The 16,482-nt window shown below is 54.4% G+C and carries 17 protein-coding genes and 2 pseudogenes; 9 read left to right on the top strand and 10 right to left on the bottom strand.

Annotation, left to right across the window (positions count from 1 at the left end):
• The first annotated feature begins 67 nt into the window (after positions 1 to 67).
• Positions 68 to 496 (top strand): universal stress protein UspG, encoded by a 429-nt coding sequence (gene uspG / locus M1D91_RS06765; RefSeq protein ID WP_437430839.1) that lies wholly within the window; start codon positions 68 to 70, stop codon positions 494 to 496.
• A gap of 60 nt (positions 497 to 556) precedes the next feature.
• Here uspG and ahpF read toward each other — a convergent pair whose 3' ends face one another.
• Both ahpF and ahpC read right to left on the bottom strand, forming a co-directional pair.
• Entirely contained in the window at positions 557 to 2,122 is a 1,566-nt protein-coding gene (gene ahpF / locus M1D91_RS06760) for an alkyl hydroperoxide reductase subunit F (RefSeq protein WP_437430838.1), read from the bottom strand.
• 246 nt (positions 2,123 to 2,368) lie between these two features.
• The gene (gene ahpC, locus M1D91_RS06755) at positions 2,369 to 2,932 is read right to left on the bottom strand and encodes an alkyl hydroperoxide reductase subunit C (RefSeq protein WP_437430837.1); all 564 of its coding nucleotides are present in this window, start codon (positions 2,930 to 2,932) and stop codon (positions 2,369 to 2,371) included.
• 886 nt (positions 2,933 to 3,818) lie between these two features.
• Here ahpC and M1D91_RS06750 point away from each other — a divergent pair.
• Entirely contained in the window at positions 3,819 to 5,042 is a 1,224-nt protein-coding gene (locus tag M1D91_RS06750; RefSeq protein WP_437431026.1) for a phosphoadenosine phosphosulfate reductase, read from the top strand.
• Complete coding sequence (locus M1D91_RS06745) at positions 5,027 to 5,653, top strand: IbrB-like domain-containing protein (protein WP_437430836.1); 627 nt, start codon at positions 5,027 to 5,029, stop codon at positions 5,651 to 5,653. Before M1D91_RS06750 ends, M1D91_RS06745 begins: the two co-directional genes overlap by 16 nt.
• Here M1D91_RS06745 and M1D91_RS06740 read toward each other — a convergent pair whose 3' ends face one another.
• Positions 5,654 to 6,814, bottom strand: a complete 1,161-nt coding sequence (locus tag M1D91_RS06740) for a pyridoxal phosphate-dependent aminotransferase (RefSeq protein WP_437430835.1) — start codon at positions 6,812 to 6,814, stop codon at positions 5,654 to 5,656.
• 138 nt (positions 6,815 to 6,952) lie between these two features.
• Between M1D91_RS06740 and M1D91_RS06735 the strand changes: the two genes are divergently transcribed.
• The 4 genes and pseudogenes from M1D91_RS06735 to M1D91_RS06720 all read left to right on the top strand — a co-directional run bounded on the left by M1D91_RS06735 (position 6,953) and on the right by M1D91_RS06720 (position 9,493).
• Complete coding sequence (locus tag M1D91_RS06735) at positions 6,953 to 7,564, top strand: methylthioribulose 1-phosphate dehydratase (RefSeq protein WP_437430834.1); 612 nt, start codon at positions 6,953 to 6,955, stop codon at positions 7,562 to 7,564.
• On the top strand, positions 7,564 to 8,253 hold the full coding sequence (gene mtnC, locus M1D91_RS06730; protein ID WP_437431025.1) for an acireductone synthase: 690 nt from the start codon (positions 7,564 to 7,566) through the stop codon (positions 8,251 to 8,253). Before M1D91_RS06735 ends, mtnC begins: the two co-directional genes overlap by 1 nt.
• Positions 8,250 to 8,793: pseudogene (locus tag M1D91_RS06725) on the top strand (1,2-dihydroxy-3-keto-5-methylthiopentene dioxygenase). The gene mtnC and the pseudogene M1D91_RS06725 overlap by 4 nt, the downstream one beginning before the upstream one ends.
• Positions 8,794 to 8,929: 136 nt before the next feature.
• Positions 8,930 to 9,493, top strand: coding sequence for a hypothetical protein (locus M1D91_RS06720; protein WP_437430832.1), 564 nt, complete (start codon positions 8,930 to 8,932; stop codon positions 9,491 to 9,493).
• A gap of 73 nt (positions 9,494 to 9,566) precedes the next feature.
• On the opposite strand, the gene M1D91_RS06715 is transcribed toward M1D91_RS06720, so the two are convergent.
• From M1D91_RS06715 to M1D91_RS06700, 4 genes and pseudogenes are all read right to left on the bottom strand, one after another.
• Complete coding sequence (locus M1D91_RS06715) at positions 9,567 to 9,902, bottom strand: type II toxin-antitoxin system RelE/ParE family toxin (protein WP_437430831.1); 336 nt, start codon at positions 9,900 to 9,902, stop codon at positions 9,567 to 9,569.
• A gap of 30 nt (positions 9,903 to 9,932) precedes the next feature.
• On the bottom strand, positions 9,933 to 10,166 hold the full coding sequence (locus M1D91_RS06710; protein WP_437430830.1) for a type II toxin-antitoxin system Phd/YefM family antitoxin: 234 nt from the start codon (positions 10,164 to 10,166) through the stop codon (positions 9,933 to 9,935).
• Positions 10,167 to 10,302: 136 nt separating this feature from the next.
• On the bottom strand, positions 10,303 to 10,629 hold the full coding sequence (locus M1D91_RS06705) for an SdpI family protein (protein WP_437431024.1): 327 nt from the start codon (positions 10,627 to 10,629) through the stop codon (positions 10,303 to 10,305).
• Positions 10,630 to 10,668: 39 nt separating this feature from the next.
• Positions 10,669 to 10,971: pseudogene (locus M1D91_RS06700) on the bottom strand (type II toxin-antitoxin system HipA family toxin); the annotation flags it as partial.
• A 143-nt stretch (positions 10,972 to 11,114) separates the two neighbouring features.
• Here M1D91_RS06700 and M1D91_RS06695 point away from each other — a divergent pair.
• The gene (locus tag M1D91_RS06695) at positions 11,115 to 11,573 is read left to right on the top strand and encodes a hypothetical protein (protein WP_437430829.1); all 459 of its coding nucleotides are present in this window, start codon (positions 11,115 to 11,117) and stop codon (positions 11,571 to 11,573) included.
• A gap of 32 nt (positions 11,574 to 11,605) precedes the next feature.
• Here the strand turns inward: M1D91_RS06695 and M1D91_RS06690 are convergent, their stop codons facing one another.
• Entirely contained in the window at positions 11,606 to 12,880 is a 1,275-nt protein-coding gene (locus M1D91_RS06690) for an MFS transporter (protein WP_437430828.1), read from the bottom strand.
• Positions 12,877 to 14,301: a M20 family metallopeptidase gene (locus M1D91_RS06685; RefSeq protein ID WP_437430827.1), complete on the bottom strand. Its 1,425-nt coding sequence runs from the start codon at positions 14,299 to 14,301 to the stop codon at positions 12,877 to 12,879. Before M1D91_RS06685 ends, M1D91_RS06690 begins: the two co-directional genes overlap by 4 nt.
• Positions 14,302 to 14,589: 288 nt before the next feature.
• Here M1D91_RS06685 and M1D91_RS06680 point away from each other — a divergent pair, with 288 nt between their 5' ends.
• Positions 14,590 to 15,519 (top strand): LysR family transcriptional regulator, encoded by a 930-nt coding sequence (locus M1D91_RS06680; protein ID WP_437430826.1) that lies wholly within the window; start codon positions 14,590 to 14,592, stop codon positions 15,517 to 15,519.
• On the opposite strand, the gene M1D91_RS06675 is transcribed toward M1D91_RS06680, so the two are convergent.
• Positions 15,510 to 16,394, bottom strand: coding sequence for a LysR family transcriptional regulator (locus M1D91_RS06675; RefSeq protein ID WP_437430825.1), 885 nt, complete (start codon positions 16,392 to 16,394; stop codon positions 15,510 to 15,512). The genes M1D91_RS06680 and M1D91_RS06675 overlap by 10 nt on opposite strands.
• Positions 16,395 to 16,482: the final 88 nt, after the last annotated feature.

Genomic DNA, 16,482 nt, shown 5'->3' with positions numbered 1-16,482 from the left:
GTATGGCAAAAATTTCCTGCCGTTTATGCTGCAATATGTGCAACATAACCCACAGGGAGACGCGTTTATGTATCAGACAATCATCATGCCAGTCGATGTATTTGAGATGGAGTTGAGCGACAAAGCCATCCGACACGCTGAGTTTCTGGCACAGGAGACGGGGGTCATTCACCTGCTGCATGTCCTGCCCTCCTCCGCCAGCTTAAGCCTGCACCGCTTCGCCGCCGATATTCGCCGTTTTGAAGAGCATCTGGAGGTTGAAGCCAGGTCAAGACTGAAAACCATGATCAGCCATTTCACGCTGAGTCCAGAGCGTATCCATATTCACGTTCGCTTAGGCAGCGTGAGGGATGTGGTCAATGAAATGGCCGGGGAGCTGAAGGCCGACATGGTGGTGATTGGTTCCCACAACCCGTCCATTACCACCCATCTGTTGGGGTCGAATGCTTCAAGTGTGGTGCGGTACGCGCGCGTTCCGGTGCTGGTTGTTCGCTGAAAAAAAAGAGGCTGCCAGTGGCAGCCTCTTTGCTATTGCAGGTGTAGTCTTACTTTCTTTTTATGCACTCTTGGTGCGGATCAGGTAGTCGAAGGCACTCAGAGAGGCTTTCGCACCTTCGCCAGTGGCGATAATGATTTGTTTGTACGGCACTGTGGTGCAGTCGCCCGCCGCAAACACACCTTTGACGCTGGTTTCACATTTCGCATCAATGATGATTTCGCCCATGCGGTTACGCTCAATGGCACCTTCCAGCCAGGTGGTATTCGGCAGTAATCCAATCTGTACGAAGATACCGGCCAGAGCAATATGGTGCACATCGCCGCTTACGCGGTCACGGTATTCCAGCCCGGTCAGTTTGCTGCCATCACCTTTCACTTCGGTGGTCTGTGCATTGAGAATAATGTCGACATTGGCAAGGCTACGCACTTTATCCTGTAACACCTGGTCTGCTTTCATCTCTGGTGCAAACTCAAGCAGCGTAACGTGTTCCACGATACCCGCCAGATCGATTGCCGCTTCCACACCGGAGTTACCGCCACCGATCACCGCCACGCGTTTGCCTTTAAACAGTGGGCCATCGCAGTGCGGGCAGTAGGTCACCCCTTTGGTACGGTACTGCTCTTCACCCGGCACGTTCATGTTGCGCCATTTCGCGCCGGTGGCAATGATAATGCTGCGTGCTTTTAACACGGCACCTGACGCGGTTTCGATCTGATGCAGACCGCCTTCCACCGCAGCCGGCGTCAGTCTGGTCGCACTTTGAGAATCAATCACGTCCACGTCATATTCTGATACGTGAGCTTTCAGCGCTCCCGCCAGTTTCTGACCTTCGGTTTTCGGTACTGAGATGTAGTTTTCGATGTCCACGGTGTCGAGCACCTGCCCACCAAAACGTTCACCCATCAGGCCGGTACGGATGCCTTTACGGGCGGAGTAAACTGCCGCCGCCGCACCGGAAGGGCCGGAGCCGACAATCAGCACATCATAAGCATCACGTTTGTTCAGCTCTTCAGCGGCACGTTTCTCGGCACCGGTATCAATTTTGGCGACGATTTCGGCGAGCGTCATACGCCCCTGACCGAACTCCTTACCGTTGACGAATACTGCCGGAACGCCCATCACGTTGCGATCGGTAATTTCGTTCTGATAGGTGCCACCATCAATCGCCGTATGTTTAATACGCGGGTTCAGCACCGCCATCAGGTTAAATGCCTGCACCACGTCCGGGCAGTTGTGGCAGGTCAATGAGTAGTAGGTTTCAAACTCAAAATCACCGTCAATGTCGCGAATCTGCGCAAGCAGAGATTGCGCTTCTTTCGACGGATGACCACCGGTCCACAGCAGAGCCAGTACCAGTGATGTAAATTCATGGCCCAGCGGCGACCCCGCAAAACGCGGCCCCTGGTCGGAACCTGGGTTAGTAATCAGGAACGAGGGCTTACGTACCGCCAGGGTGTTGTCTTCTCTGAAAGAGACTTTCTCTGACAGTTCAGCAATCTCAGCCAACAGTTCCTTGATTTCTGCCGATCGGGCGCTGTCATCCAGCGTGGCAATCAGCTCAACAGGTTTAGTCAGTTTCTCAAGGTAGGCCTTGAGCTGCGTTTTCATGTTTGTGTCGAGCATTTTTAATCTCCTGGGCTTAAAACATCATCATGCAAGCTGCCACATATGAGCTGCGTGTACGCAACTTGCATCATGATGCTGGAATAAAATGGGCGCAAAAGCGCCCTGATAGTACTACGCAATTTCCGAGAATTTCGCGTCAGAGCAAGGCGGCTAGCCTGCGAGTCCCCGGGAGCTTACATCAGTAAGTGACCGGGGCGAGCAGGTGACGCCAACGCCGCTATGGCGCGAAAGGCGACGGAAATTTTAGATTTTGCCAACCAGGTCCAGGGATGGAGCCAGCGTCGCATCGCCTTCTTTCCACTTAGCCGGGCATACTTCGCCTGGGTGGGAAGCAACATACTGTGCCGCTTTGATTTTACGCAGCAGGTCAGATGCATCACGGCCGATACCTTCAGCGGTAACTTCGATTGCCTGGATGATACCCTGCGGGTCAACGATGAAAGTACCACGGTCAGCCAGGCCTTCGTCTTCACGCATGATTTCAAAGTTACGGGTCAGGGCGCCAGTCGGGTCGCCGATCATCGCATATTTGATTTTAGCGATGGTTTCAGAGCTACCGTGCCATGCTTTATGGGTGAAGTGGGTATCGGTAGAAACAGAGTAAACGTCTACGCCCAGTTTCTGCAGCTCGTCATGATGGTCAGCAACGTCACCCAGTTCAGTCGGGCATACGAAGGTGAAGTCAGCCGGGTAGAAGAAGAACACGCTCCAGCGGCCTTCGGTATCTTTCTCAGTAACTTCTACGAACTCACCGTTTTTGAACGCCTGGTTTTTAAAAGGTTTGATTTTAGTGTTGATTAAAGACATCTGTACTTCCTCCGTGTTTTCGTTGGGATGTAAGTTAACGAAATTTATTCGACCCGGCTAATGCATTTGCATTATCAAATCAATAAGCGTTAGCTAACAACCCGCACGAAACTGTTTAATAAACCGTACATGAACATTCGATGAAGCTGCAAAACCGCAGCCGCACCGGCAGAAACAAAAAAGCCACCTCACGGGTGGCTTGATACCTGAAAGACCCGTGGGTGCTTCAGCGCCAGTAAGGCTGGCAATGCCTGCGTGACAGCGGCATGGTTTGTCACACAGACGTTAGGGATTAGAACACTCTCGCGCGCGTATAACAATGTAAACCCGTCTGATACTGCCTATGATTGTGATAGGTTTCGCCATTAAAGCTCCTGCACACGCAGAGGGTCATCGTCAGGGTTTTCTGCGTTTCACCGCAGGTTATGTCTGCGATATGAACTGAAATGCTATTTACCCGGGAAATAAAAAGGCTCTGGTAAATAGTAACGAGAAATGTATAGCCGCCTGAACCATCACTGCCATAAAAAATATTCATCCAATGAATAATAGTTAAAACTTTTCATATCACTCATCGCTCCTGCCCCCCTTTAACCGGGCGCGTCAAAGGGAAAGATGACGGCAGGAACCTGCCACGCAACCCGTATTCACTCATAGACCAGACCAATGAATTATTCTCTAAAGCCTACACATAATTACACATGGAAAAACTTACTCCCCTTTGCTTGTAAATACCGACAAAGCGCAACAGTGTTTAAATATAAGTAATACAGGATATTTTAAAATGTTATATCATTGAAATCTATAGAAAATTAAAGATTACCCCGCCGCGTATTTTTATTATCATCTCTCGCTTATTGACGCGTTCATTCAGGAATCATTGATGATGCATATTCAAAAAAGAACGCTGGATCAGAATGTCCTGGAAGCCAGCATAGAGAGGATTACGTGGACACTGGAGACGTTCCCAAAAGTCTGCCTCTCTTTTTCCGGCGGCAAGGATTCAAGCATTATGCTGAATTTAACCGTTCAGCTTGCCCGTAAGTTTAAAAAGAAAATCAGCGTGTTATTTATCGACTGGGAAGCGCAATTTACTTACACCATTAATTTTGTCGAGCAGATGCGGGTGGAGTATGAAGATGTTATCGACAAATTTTACTGGGTAGCGCTTCCTCTCACCACACAAAACGGATTATCTCAGTACGCACCGACCTGGCAGTGCTGGGAGCCGGGCGTTGAGTGGGTGCGCCAGCCTCCGGCACATGCGATTACCCGGCCTGAAACGCTCCCCTTTTATGAGCAGGGCATGACCTTTGAGGCTTTCGTCGGCAAGTTTGCGGACTGGTTTGCCAATAACCGTCCTGCCGCCATGCTGATTGGTATTCGCGCGGACGAGTCTTACAACCGTTTTATGTCCATCGCCTCGGCACGAAAAATGCGTTTTGCCGATGATAAACCCTGGACAACGGCCGCTCCTCGCGGACACGCCTGGTATATTTACCCCATTTACGACTGGAAAACGGCGGATATCTGGACCTGGTTTGCGAAAACCGGCGCGCCTTACAACCCGCTTTACAACCTGATGTATCAGGCTGGCGTCGCGGCCAGGTACATGCGTATCTGTGAGCCTTTTGGGCCGGAACAACGCCAGGGGCTGTGGCTTTATCACGTTGTGGAGCCAGAGCGGTGGGCACTGATGTGTGAACGGGTAAGCGGCGTCAGCAGCGGCGGGGTCTATGCCGGGCAGGACAATCAGTTCTATGGCCACCGCAAACTGCTCAAACCGGCTCATCTGAGCTGGCGCGAGTACGCTCTACTGCTGCTCGACAGCATGCCAGAGCAAACCGCAGAACATTACCGAAATAAAATTGCCGTCTATTTACACTGGTATGAAAAGCAGGGTATGGCGCATATTCCTGATTATCAAAACTGTGACGCCGGCGCGAAAGACATTCCCTCCTGGCGGCGCATCTGCAAGGTTCTGCTCAACAATGATTACTGGTGCCGGGCGCTCTCTTTCAGTCCGACTAAGACCAGCAATTACAAGCGTTATCACGACCGTGTCAAAAACAAACGTAAAGAGTGGGGCATCCTATGCAACAGCAATTAATGCAAGAACTGAGGACGTTACTCGCTTCATTACCCGCAGAGAAACGCATTGATGTCATCAACCGGTTTCGTATCCTGCTTCATGAATACAGCCCCTTTAACGATCAGCCTGTAGACTGCGTGCTGTGGATTGAAAGCAGTAAGATCTCACCCAATGACTACAATCCCAATAACGTCGCCCCGCCGGAAAAAAGGCTTTTACTCAAATCCCTTGAGGCGGACGGCTTTACCCAGCCCATTGTGGTGCAGGAGGCGAAGCCCGACCATTTTGAAATCGTCGATGGCTTTCACCGTCACGAATTAGGGAAAAATCGGGCATCGCTGAAGAAAAAACTCAGAGGCTATCTGCCGGTGACCTGCCTTAGCAGCGATCACGCCAGTAAATCCGACCGTATGGCCTCTACCATCCGCCACAACCGTGCGCGGGGGCGTCACCAGATCAGTGAGATGTCCGAAATCATTCGCGAGCTGGCGCGCAGCGGCTGGGATGATGAGCGAATCGGCAAAGAGCTGGGAATGGACAGTGACGAAGTGCTGCGTCTGAAACAGATCAACGGCCTGACAGAGCTCTTTGCCGGCCGTCGGTTCTCCCGTGCCTGGACGGTGAAATAACTACAGCTGGCATAACCGCTCAGCGGCGGCCAGCAGCGTCGATTCCTGCTTCGCAAAGCACAAACGAATCAGTTTATGCGGGAAGGGATCGGCGCAGAACACGGAGAGCGGGATCGCGGCCACACCCACCTCTTTGGTCAGCCACTGGCAAAAACTCACATCATCAAGACTGGAAATGGCGCTGTAATCCGCCAGCAGGAAGTACGTCCCTTCGCAGGGCAGAATTTCCAGACGACTGCTGCTGAGCGCATTGATCAGTAGATCCCGCCGCGCGCGATAAAATTCCGGTAATTCACGATAATGTTCCGGCTCGGCACGCAGCATGTCCGCCAGCGCCAGCTGTGCAGGCGTATTGACCGAGAAGGTGAGGTACTGGTGCACCTTGCGTAATTCTGCACTGATGGCCGCCGGTGCCACACAGTAACCCACTTTCCAGCCGGTCATGTGATAGGTCTTACCGAAGGATGAGACGGCAATCGCCCGCTGACGCAGTTGCGGGTGTGCCAGCACGCTGGCATGGCCCTCTTTTGCAAAACAGATATGCTCGTAAACTTCATCGCTCAGCACATAAATTTCTTTATCGCCAATTGCCTGCCAGAGCGCTGCAAAATCTTCTTTTCGCCACACCGTCGCCGACGGGTTATGTGGCGTATTGAGGATAACCAGACGGGTTTTATCACTCAGCAGCCCGGCAAATGCCTGCCAGTCGACACGAAAATGCGGCGGCTGCAGGGCAATCCGCTTCAGCACACCACCAGACAGTTGCACCGCCGGGGCGTAGCTGTCGTAGCTTGGGTCAAAGCAGATAACTTCATCGCCCTTGCGCACCAGCGCGGTGATTGCCGCATACAGCGCTTCGGTCGCACCAGCGGTCACGGTGATGTCGGTGCCCGCATCCGGTTTATAGCCATAGAGCGCTTCGGTTTTGTCGGCAATGGCATCGCGCAGCGCCTGCACACCCGTCATCGGTGCGTACTGGTTCGCCCCTTCGGCCACATGGTGCGCCAGACGCGCCTGCAAATAGCGTGGGCCGTCAAAATCCGGGAACCCCTGCGAGAGGTTAATGGCCTGATGCTGCTGCGCCAGCGCGCTCATTTGCGTGAAAATGGTGGTGCTCAGGGCGGGAAGTTTACTTTGCGGAATCAGTGTGTTGTCGCTCATGGTTGCGTGCCTGCTTGTGATACTGATGTTGCCGCCACTATAACACGATGTTAGTATTTGGCAATCAAGACGCTTAGACGTCTAAACCATAACAATATTCCTGCCGACGCGAGCGTATGGCGCACATAAAGGAAGACCATGACAGACAACCTGCAACTTCAAGAACTTGTTCGCGCCTGCCACTGGATTGGCCAGAAAGGCTGGTCCCCGGCCACCGGCGGCAATATGTCGGTACGAGAAGATGCGCAGTGGTGCTGGTTGAGCGAGTCCGGCAAAGACAAGGGCAGCCTGACCACGGATGATTTCCTTCAGGTGTCCATTGCCGACAATCATGCGCCGTCCGGGCGCAGACCCTCAGCCGAGACCGGGCTGCATACGCTGATTTACCGTCTTTTTCCCGATGCCGGGGCCGTACTGCACGTCCACACGGTCAATGCGACGGTGCTCTCTCGCGTGGAACCTGCGCCTGAACTTCTGCTGAGCGGCTACGAAATGCAAAAATCCCTGCGCGGGCAGACGACCCATCTTGATACCGTGCCCATTGCAATTTTTGACAACAGCCAGGATATTGATGCCCTCGCCCGCCAGATTGAGCAGTATGCTCGCGCCCGCCCGCTCAATTATGGTTTTTTACTGCGCGGACACGGTCTGACCTGCTGGGGGCGTGATGTGGCGGAGGCCCGTCGGCATCTTGAAGGGCTGGAATTCCTGTTTGAATGCGACATGCAGCGACGACTGCTGGAGAAATGATGATCCGAGCGATTGTAACCGACATTGAAGGCACCACCAGCGATATCCGCTTTGTGCACAACGTGTTATTTCCTTACGCCCGCGAACGCCTGCCGGCGCTTCTCGCAACACAGCAATATGGGGAGCCGGTGAAAACCATCCTCGACAACCTGCGCGAAGAAATCGATGAGCCTGATGCCACCACCGCCGACCTGCTCGCCACCCTACTGGCGTTTATGGACGAAGACCGCAAATCCACCGCACTGAAAGCCCTGCAGGGAATTATCTGGCACGACGGTTACGTCAACGGTGATTTCACCGGTCATCTCTACCCGGACGTACTGCCAGCACTGGAGCAATGGAAAGCAGAAGGCATTGATTTGTATGTTTATTCCTCTGGCTCCGTGGCGGCGCAGAAACTGTTATTTGGCTACAGCGACGAAGGTGATATTACTCATCTGTTCAGCGGTTACTTCGACACGCGGGTAGGGGCGAAGCGCGAGGTGCAGTCTTACCGCAATATCGCTGAACAACTGGGCATTCCTGCGGTGCAGATTTTGTTCCTGTCAGATATTCATCAGGAGCTGGACGCTGCCGAACAGGCCGGTTTGCGTACCCTACAGCTGATTCGAGGCGACAACGATGCCGCCAGCCATCATCACCAGGTCCCCTCTTTCGACCACATTAAGCCGGAGCAGATCCCTTCATGAGCGCACTGACTATTTATTCAGACAAAGACGCCAGCCAGCCCCTCTGGCAGAGCACTGACGCCACCGAAATCCAGCAAAAACTGAACGCGAAAGCCGTGCGCTTTGAGCGCTGGGAAGCGGATCGCGACCTGGGTGCTGACCCGTCGCCCGAAACGGTGATCACCGCCTATCAGCACGCCATTGATAAGCTGGTTGCAGAAAAAGGCTACCAGAGCTGGGACGTCATCAGCCTGCGCGCCGACAATCCGCAAAAGGAGGCGCTACGCGCCAAATTCCTCAACGAACATACCCACGGCGAAGATGAAGTGCGTTTTTTTTGTGGAAGGTGCCGGGCTGTTCTGCCTGCACATCGACGATGCGGTCTATCAGGTATTGTGCGAGAAAAACGACCTGATCTCCGTGCCCGCCGGCACACCGCACTGGTTTGACATGGGCTCAGAGCCGAACTTTACCGCCATCCGCATTTTCGACAACCCGGAGGGCTGGATTGCCCAGTTCACCGGCGATGCGATTGCGGACGGGTATCCGCGCCTGGCGTGATTTTAGTGTTTTATCAGGCCCACCCTTGCGGGGGCTTGATTCCCTTTCCCTACCCATTCCCGTAGCGCCTCTTTCCCTCAACTCTGTACGGACTATACTTCTCACCCAATAAAGATCGATTCACATGGAAGAGACAATGAAGCAAATTGTATTGCTGCTCATGATGATGTTACTGGCCGGTTGCGCAACCACTACGCCGATGCCGAAAGAGGATACCCTCACCTATCTGCGGGTGACGGAGCATTACATCACCGTTCTGTCGGACAACTACGGCTACGTTTTTGAACGCGATAAGACGAGCGATGTGTATAACGACTATAAAGCCTTTTATGATGAGTTCAGGGATAAAAGCCCCGGTGTGGCGGTGTACTTTGTGGTGAAAGATAAAGAGGTCACGGCGGAGTATCGTGCAATTGTCGACGCAACACAGCTCACTCCCGCTCAGGCTGACAGACTCAAATATCACTATAACGCCCACGTGATGGAGTCCGGAAAAACGCTGGTGGCGGTCTTTAAAGCGAGAGGCACTTATGATGGGATTCTGCGTTATCGCACCACTGACGCGACCAGACTGGAACCTCCCGTGACGGTGATGATAACCGACAGGACCGAGCAGAATGTCAGTTATCTGGCACCGCTCATGATCCCTATTTTCCCGCTGGTGATGATGTACGGCTGTGCGACCGGGCCATGTGTGTAAGGGGACCTTCTGCCATTTTTTGCGGATAGTGGAGCAATCAGATGTAATAGATTACTCACACAGATGAGCGCCTTTACATGAGTAAGAGGCGCTTAAATAGCAGTTGCTTTATATCCTGTTTTTGGGCCAGAACAGCATGGACAGTGATGACTTCCGCATCGACTGAATACAGGATCCTATAGCCTCTGCTCGTGTTACATTCCCGATATTTCCCAGAGCCAATCTTTAAAAGTTCCGGGCAAACATGGCAGCCTTGAGGGAACTGACGAACCTTACGTTCAAATTCCTCAAGAAGCTCTTTGATGACGGGACCCGCATTAATGTCGTGGCGGCGAAGGTGATTGATAATTTCCTTCAGGCACATATCCACTGTTGGGGTGTACTCGAAAGACACAATTGACGTTGCCATTTGAATTCCTTTTGCTCAAAGATCCCTGATTTACAAACCAAGGCCGTCCAGGAGTTGTTCCTTACTCACTGCCTTACCTTCGGATTTTTCTTTTTCGGATAGCGTCAACAATTTAAGAAGTGCGATGGCATTTTCTCTGTCTTGCCTTTGCTCCCAGGATTCAATGACATAAGCAGGTACGCCGTTTTGCGTGACCAGAATAGGCTCGTCCAGTTCAAGCGTCGCAGCATTCTTCTTGATATAGCTTATCGTTTCAATTTTCATATATTGTCCTTGCTCTGATCGGTCTTAATTTAGACCAAATATAGACTCATAACAATATTCATTTTGGCTACCGGACGAATCAATTTTCAGCCCTTAGCTACGCATCTTCTCCACTTTAATGGACCCACCATGAGCATCATTTCCGCCCCAGGGCTCTCGCTCTGACCTGAGTAAAAAACACCGGGATCAGCACTTCGAGCATAAACAGCACCAGGCTAATCTTCTGGTTATCTTCACCCGGCTGCCAGTTTCCCAGCAGAGCTGAAAACACAAAAAACGCCACGCCCGCCACAATCATCACTTTGCCGTACAAGCGGTTTACCCGGTACCACTGCCCTTCATCATTGCGCGTTCGCGCGGTTCGCACGCCGTACCAGCGGTTGGGCTTCACTTTTTGCAGCACCAGCGGAATGGCAATTGCCATCAGAACCAGGCTGACAATCCCCAGCCAGATGAAATTCATGTCCACCACACTCTCTCCTTCTTTTCTTAATAAATTCGCTTACTGACTGGCTATCAGCCTCGCATGCAGCTTCATCATGTTGCTAAAAATAGACTCCGCCACCTGTTCCGAAAAATCACCCGGCAACGTGCGTTCGACGTCTTCGACAGCTCGCGGAACATTCCGGGCAAAATCATCCAGAATATTTCGCATCTGCGTATCGGCAAAATTCACCTCTTTCGCCGTGGCGAAAAAGTGCCGGGGGTGAATTTGATGAATTTCACTTTTGCGACCTTTCGTGGCTTTCAGGCTCATGGCGAGTGTGAGATCGCGAAGGTGCAACCCGGTGCCGCCCAGAACAGGGGGTAAAGGCAGCGCCGTTACATCACTTTAACGTCATATTTTGATTAACTTTATGTGGAGATGTAACAGCTTGCTGCTGGTCAGGCGGCGGGCAGACGCCGTAGGATCCACGTTCCTGACGTTATGCCCACGAGAATGGATGCGTGAAATACTCCCTGTTTTTACTGTTACTCACTTTGCCTGCCATAGCGGCACAAGCCGACAACGCCATCAAGCTTAACTGCCCGCCACGCGGGGAGATGACCGTCTCCTTTTTTAACTATTATCTCATCACCATGAAGTGGGGTGACCATTTCCAGGTGGCGTCCGGTAAGACACAGAGTCACACCAAAAGCGGCGTGCCGTTCTGGGCGACAGAATTCGGCAATGGCGATGAGCTGACGTTCTTCCCCAACAGCGGCCAGTACTATCTCTTTTATGCAGGGGCCAGCGAACCTGCGCAATGTACGGTGCAGGGCAGCTATCTCTACCCGGTCATTACGCCACCACGCTACGAAAATAGCCTCGCGAACAGCAAAAACAGCGCGCAAGCGGAGGCCGAAGCAGAAAGGGAAGAAGGCAGTTCGCAGGTGATCTTACGCAGGCCGGGTGCGCAGGGGTAAATCCCCTCTCCGGGCAGAGAGGGGAAGGCAGGTTAACGCAGTTGCTTTTGCGTGTGCCAGAGCGCGGCGACGCTCAGGAACACGGTGACCATCAGGTAGAAGCCCGGTGCGAACTGACTGCCCGTGGCGCTAATAAGCAGCGTACAGATGAACGGTGCGAAACCACCAAACACCGTGACAGCAACGTTATAACTGATGGACATCCCACTGGCGCGCGTTGAGACCGGGAAGATATCCGCCATCACGGAAGGAATGGTTGAGAAGTAAATCGACTTCAGCAGCGCCATCCAGCCTACCAGCAGCGACAGCGACAGCGGCGTCACGTTCAGGCTGGTCAGCCAGAAGGCCGGCAGCAGCGTAAACGCCAGCAGTCCCAGCGCCGTCCAGAGCAGGCGCTCACGTCCGACACGCTCCGCGAGCAGGCCGCCAATGGGCGTCACCACCGTGAGGATGATCCCGGCAATCAGCGTCGCGCTGTAGGCGGAAGAGGCCGGCAGACCGAGGGTTTTGGTCGCCCAGGTCGGCACATAGTTCAGCATATAGTTAATTGCCGTGGAGACCACCATCAGCCCTATTGCCAGCGCAATCAAACGCTTCTGCGAGCCAAACAGCAGCCTGACCGGGTGACGCGGTTTTTCAACTTCCACATAGGCCGTCGGCTCGTGGACGTGACGGCGGATCCACAGCCCCACCGGACCAATCAGCAAACCGAAAGCAAACGGGATACGCCAGCCCCAGTCCAGAAGCTGCTCCGGGGTCAGCCAGTGCGCCAGCCCCAGGCCAAAGGCCGAGGCCATCAGCGTGCTGGCCCCCTGGGTGGCAAACTGCCAGCTGGCGATAAAGGTTTTCCGCTCCGGGAAATGTTCCACCAGAAACGCCGTGGAGCTACCGAACTCTCCCCCTGCCGAAAAGCCCTGAATCAGGCGCGCCAGCAGGATCAGCAGCGGTGCCGCCACGCCGAGGGTGGCATAGCCGGGCATAAAGGTGATGATGGCCCCGCCCAGCATCATCAGGTTGATGGAGAGCAGCAGCGACGCCTTACGTCCGTGCTTGTCCGCATACGCACCTAGTACCACCGCCCCCAGCGGGCGAATTAGAAAGGCGATCCCGAAGCTGCCAAACGCCAGCAGTAACGAAACGGTCGGGTTAGTGGTCGGGAAAAAGACCTGCGCAATATAGCTGGCAAAGAAGCCGTATACCGCAATGTCGAACCACTCTAAAGCATTACCGATGCAGGTCGCAAAAAGCGTTTTTGCCAGGCTCGGGCGTGTGCCGCCCTGCTCTGCTTCACGGGCGAGCGTACTCATTTTGCACCTCCTTTCTGATGCTCAAGGTGGCTTATCAGCAGCTCCGCACCGCGTTCATGCAGGTCCCAGAAAAGTCGGGTCATGATAGCCAGTCCTTCCCGCGCGATCTCAATCGGCAGATGCTCGTCCGGCGCATGTTGCCCGCAGGCGGGGTACGAATGCGGCACCCAGAGCGTCGGCAGGCCCAGAATCCCGGCGAACACATCGTTAGGCAATGAACCGCCCAGGTTAGGCAACAGAGCTGGTTTTTTACCGGTGGTTTCCGCCATCGCATCCAGCGTCCAGTTAACCAGCGGATCGGTGGGATCAAAGCGGGTTGCAGGCGTGCCGCGCACCTCACTGATGGTGACCATCGTGAAACCCTGGGCGTCAAGGTGAGCACGAACCGCCTGTTCCAGTTGCTCCCAGTCGGTGCCAACCACAAAGCGTAGCTGGCACACCGCTGTTGCCTGCCCCGGAATGGCGTTCATCGGCTGAGCCGGGTTGCCCGTGAGGAACGAAAGCACTTCCAGCGTGTTCCAGCCAAACAATTTTTCTGCTGCCGACAGGCCAGGCTCTCCCCAGTGCGGGTCGGCGGCGGGATCCTTTTCCCCACGCGCGGGAGTAATGTCCGACAGAATCGCTTTCAGTGCCGGGGTTAACGCCGGCGGCCTGAGAGCGGCAACCTGGATGACACCCTGACTGTTCACCAGGCTTGCAATGGCGTTCGCCAGTTGAGTGCCAGGGTTGCTTAACAGCCCGCCCCAGTTACCGGAGTGATAATCTTTGGCCCGTGCCTCAATGGTGAGGCGGAAGTTGACGCAGCCACGCGAGCCGAGGAACAGCGTCGGACGTTCTGCGCTGAGGCGCGGACCATCGGAGGCGATAAAGAGATCGGCATTGATGCGATCTTTAAGCTGCTCGCATACCGCTGCCAGCCCCGGTGAGCTCATCTCTTCGCCCATTTCGCACAACCAGACGCAGTTAAAACCTAAGCGTCCGTTGCCCGCATGGAATACCTGTTCGAGCGCGGCAAGGTTTACCGAGTGCTGGCCTTTATTGTCCGCCGTACCGCGTCCGTACCAGTTTCCCTCACGCTCCACCAGCGTCCACGGCGACAGCCCTTCAGCCCAGCGGGCGTCGTCGCCGAACACCACGTCGCCGTGTCCGTAGCACATCACGGTAGGCAGGGATGAGTCTTCTTCGCGGCTGGCGAGTAAGAAGGGCCGGGCCGGATTAACCGGGTTAGCAATAACCTCTGTAGTGAACCCCATCTCATGGAATGCAGGAATGAAGGCTTCGTCGTAATAACGTTTGAGCTGATCATCCCGGTCGGTACGCTGGCTTTCGCTGGGGATAGCCACCCGGCTGGCAAGCGTTGTTTTAAAATGGCCGCTGTCGAACCACGCCAGCGCCTGGTCAACGATCTGTTGTGTTGTCATGTTGTTTACCCTGTCCTCCCCGTCATACGTCGAGCCGCTGCCGCGTTGGCTACGTTCGTTCACCCGAATCACTTACCGATGTAAGCTCATCGGGATTCCCTTAGTTGCCGCCTTGCCGCCACTCGAATTATTTAGGGGTCATTTGCTGCCGTAGCGCAAATAGCTGTTGTTGTCTTTTTGTTCTAAACCAGAACAGAGCTTTGCCACAATAATAATAATTGCAATTTGGCGTTGCCTTTTTGATAAGGGTACACTGCACGGTTTCAGGGCATCGCAGAGGAATCCTCTATGTTGAGCAATGAACTACGCTACTTTTTCGCAGTCGCCACCACCGGCTCGCTCAGCACCGCCAGCGAACAGCTTTATGTGGCCGGTTCTGCCATCAGCCGACAGATACAGAAGCTCGAAACCCGGCTGGGCGTCACGCTGTTTGAGCGCCATGCGCGCGGTATGGTGCTGACCGATGCCGGACAAATTCTGGCTAACCATGTGCGTAAAAGTATGCGCGACATGGAGTTTGCCCTGGCAGAAATTCAGGGGCTGACGGCCGTGCGCAAAGCGCTGGTGCGAATCGCCTGTACCGACGGTATGGCCTTCGATCTGCTTCCCGGCCTGCTGGCGCAATTTCGGCTGGCGCAACCGGGCGTGAGTTTTGATCTGCAGGTGGGCTCCGCCATGCAGGTCGCGGAGTGGATTCGGCGCAACGATTGCGACGTCGCCTTCCAGTTCAGTCTCGCTCCCGAGCGGGATGTGGAAATCATCGCTGCCTGGCCTGCGCCGGTGCTGTTGTTGCTGGCAGAGAGCCATCCCCTGTTGCAGCAATCAGCCGTGGTGATGGAAGATTTACATCATTACCCGCTGATATTACCGGAGGCGGGCACCACCCTGCGCCAGCTGTTTGATCTCTCGTGTCGTATGGCAGGTACATTCCTGGAGCCGGTATTCAGCAGCAATAATTTTGCCGCCCTCTATGGTTTTACCCGGCATACCCCGCATGCCATGACCGTCTGCAGTCATTTCAGCGTGCTGTGGCGTGCCAGGCAGGATGGCATGGCCCTCAGCGCGATTAATAACTCATCACTCAGCCAGCGCACGTTGCAAATCCAGGTTCCGGGCAGTAAACATCGCCCGGCCGCGGTGAGGACGTTTCTCGACCTTACCGCGCAGGCGCTGGAGAAAGAGCACCGACAGTGGATGGCCCACCTGAATCAGGTTTGAGTCGCAAGGTGCTGTCTGATGGCATCCAGAAACAGGCCCAGCGCCGCATGCTGGTGGTCACGTGACTGATACAGGCCATAAATTCCCAGCGGCTGCGGCTCCAGCTGCGCAAGCACCCTGACGAGGCGCCCACTCTCAAGCCCTGGCCGCGCTTCTGTTTCCGGCACCATCGCCAGTCCCACGCCTGCCATTGCCATATCGCAAAGCAGTGATGAAATCCCGGCGCTGAAATTCCCGCTTACCGCCACCGCGACCGCGCCCTTTTGCGGATCGCGGAATGACCAGGATTGCCCTGAAAATCGGCTGTAATGCAGACAATTATGCTGCGCCAGATCCGTAAGGGTAACGGGCGTCCCCATCTGCGCAAGATAAGCCGGTGAAGCGCACAGCACCGACTGACACTCCCCGAGCAGACGGGCAATCACCCCAGGCTCAGGTGAGTTAGTGATGCGAATCGCCAGATCGATGCGCTCCCCTACCAGGCTGACCGGCTGATTATTGATATCCACTTCAATGCGCAGTGCCGGGTAGCGCGTCAAAAAAGGCGGGATAAGCGGTCCCAGAAGATGCGTCGCAGTAAAATGCGCGCAGGCGATGCGCAGCGTACCTGACGGTGTCTGGCTTGTCGCATCGCCTTCGATATCCTGCGACAGAACGGCCAGCTGCCGCGTTTTCTCAAGGATTTTCTCCCCGGCAGGGGTGAGGGTAAGTCGGCGCGTCGAGCGGTGAAGTAACCGTGCCCCCGCCCACTTTTCCATTTCATCCAGATAGCGGCTGACCATCGGACGCGAGATACCCAGCGAGTGCGCCGCCGCACTCAGGCTACCCAGCTCGCAGATGCGATTGTAGGTGAGTGCCGCCATGACCCTGTCCATTGTTACTCCATTTGATCGTTTCATGAAACACAGCATGAATTGTTTCAGGAATAGTAGCAGACGCATCAATCCGTAGAATGGTTATTCC

It is taken from the genome of Enterobacter sp. SA197 (genome assembly GCF_054131575.1).
The sequence above is the reverse complement of the archived record's forward strand: the minus strand, read 5'-3'. Positions and strand labels throughout refer to the sequence as shown.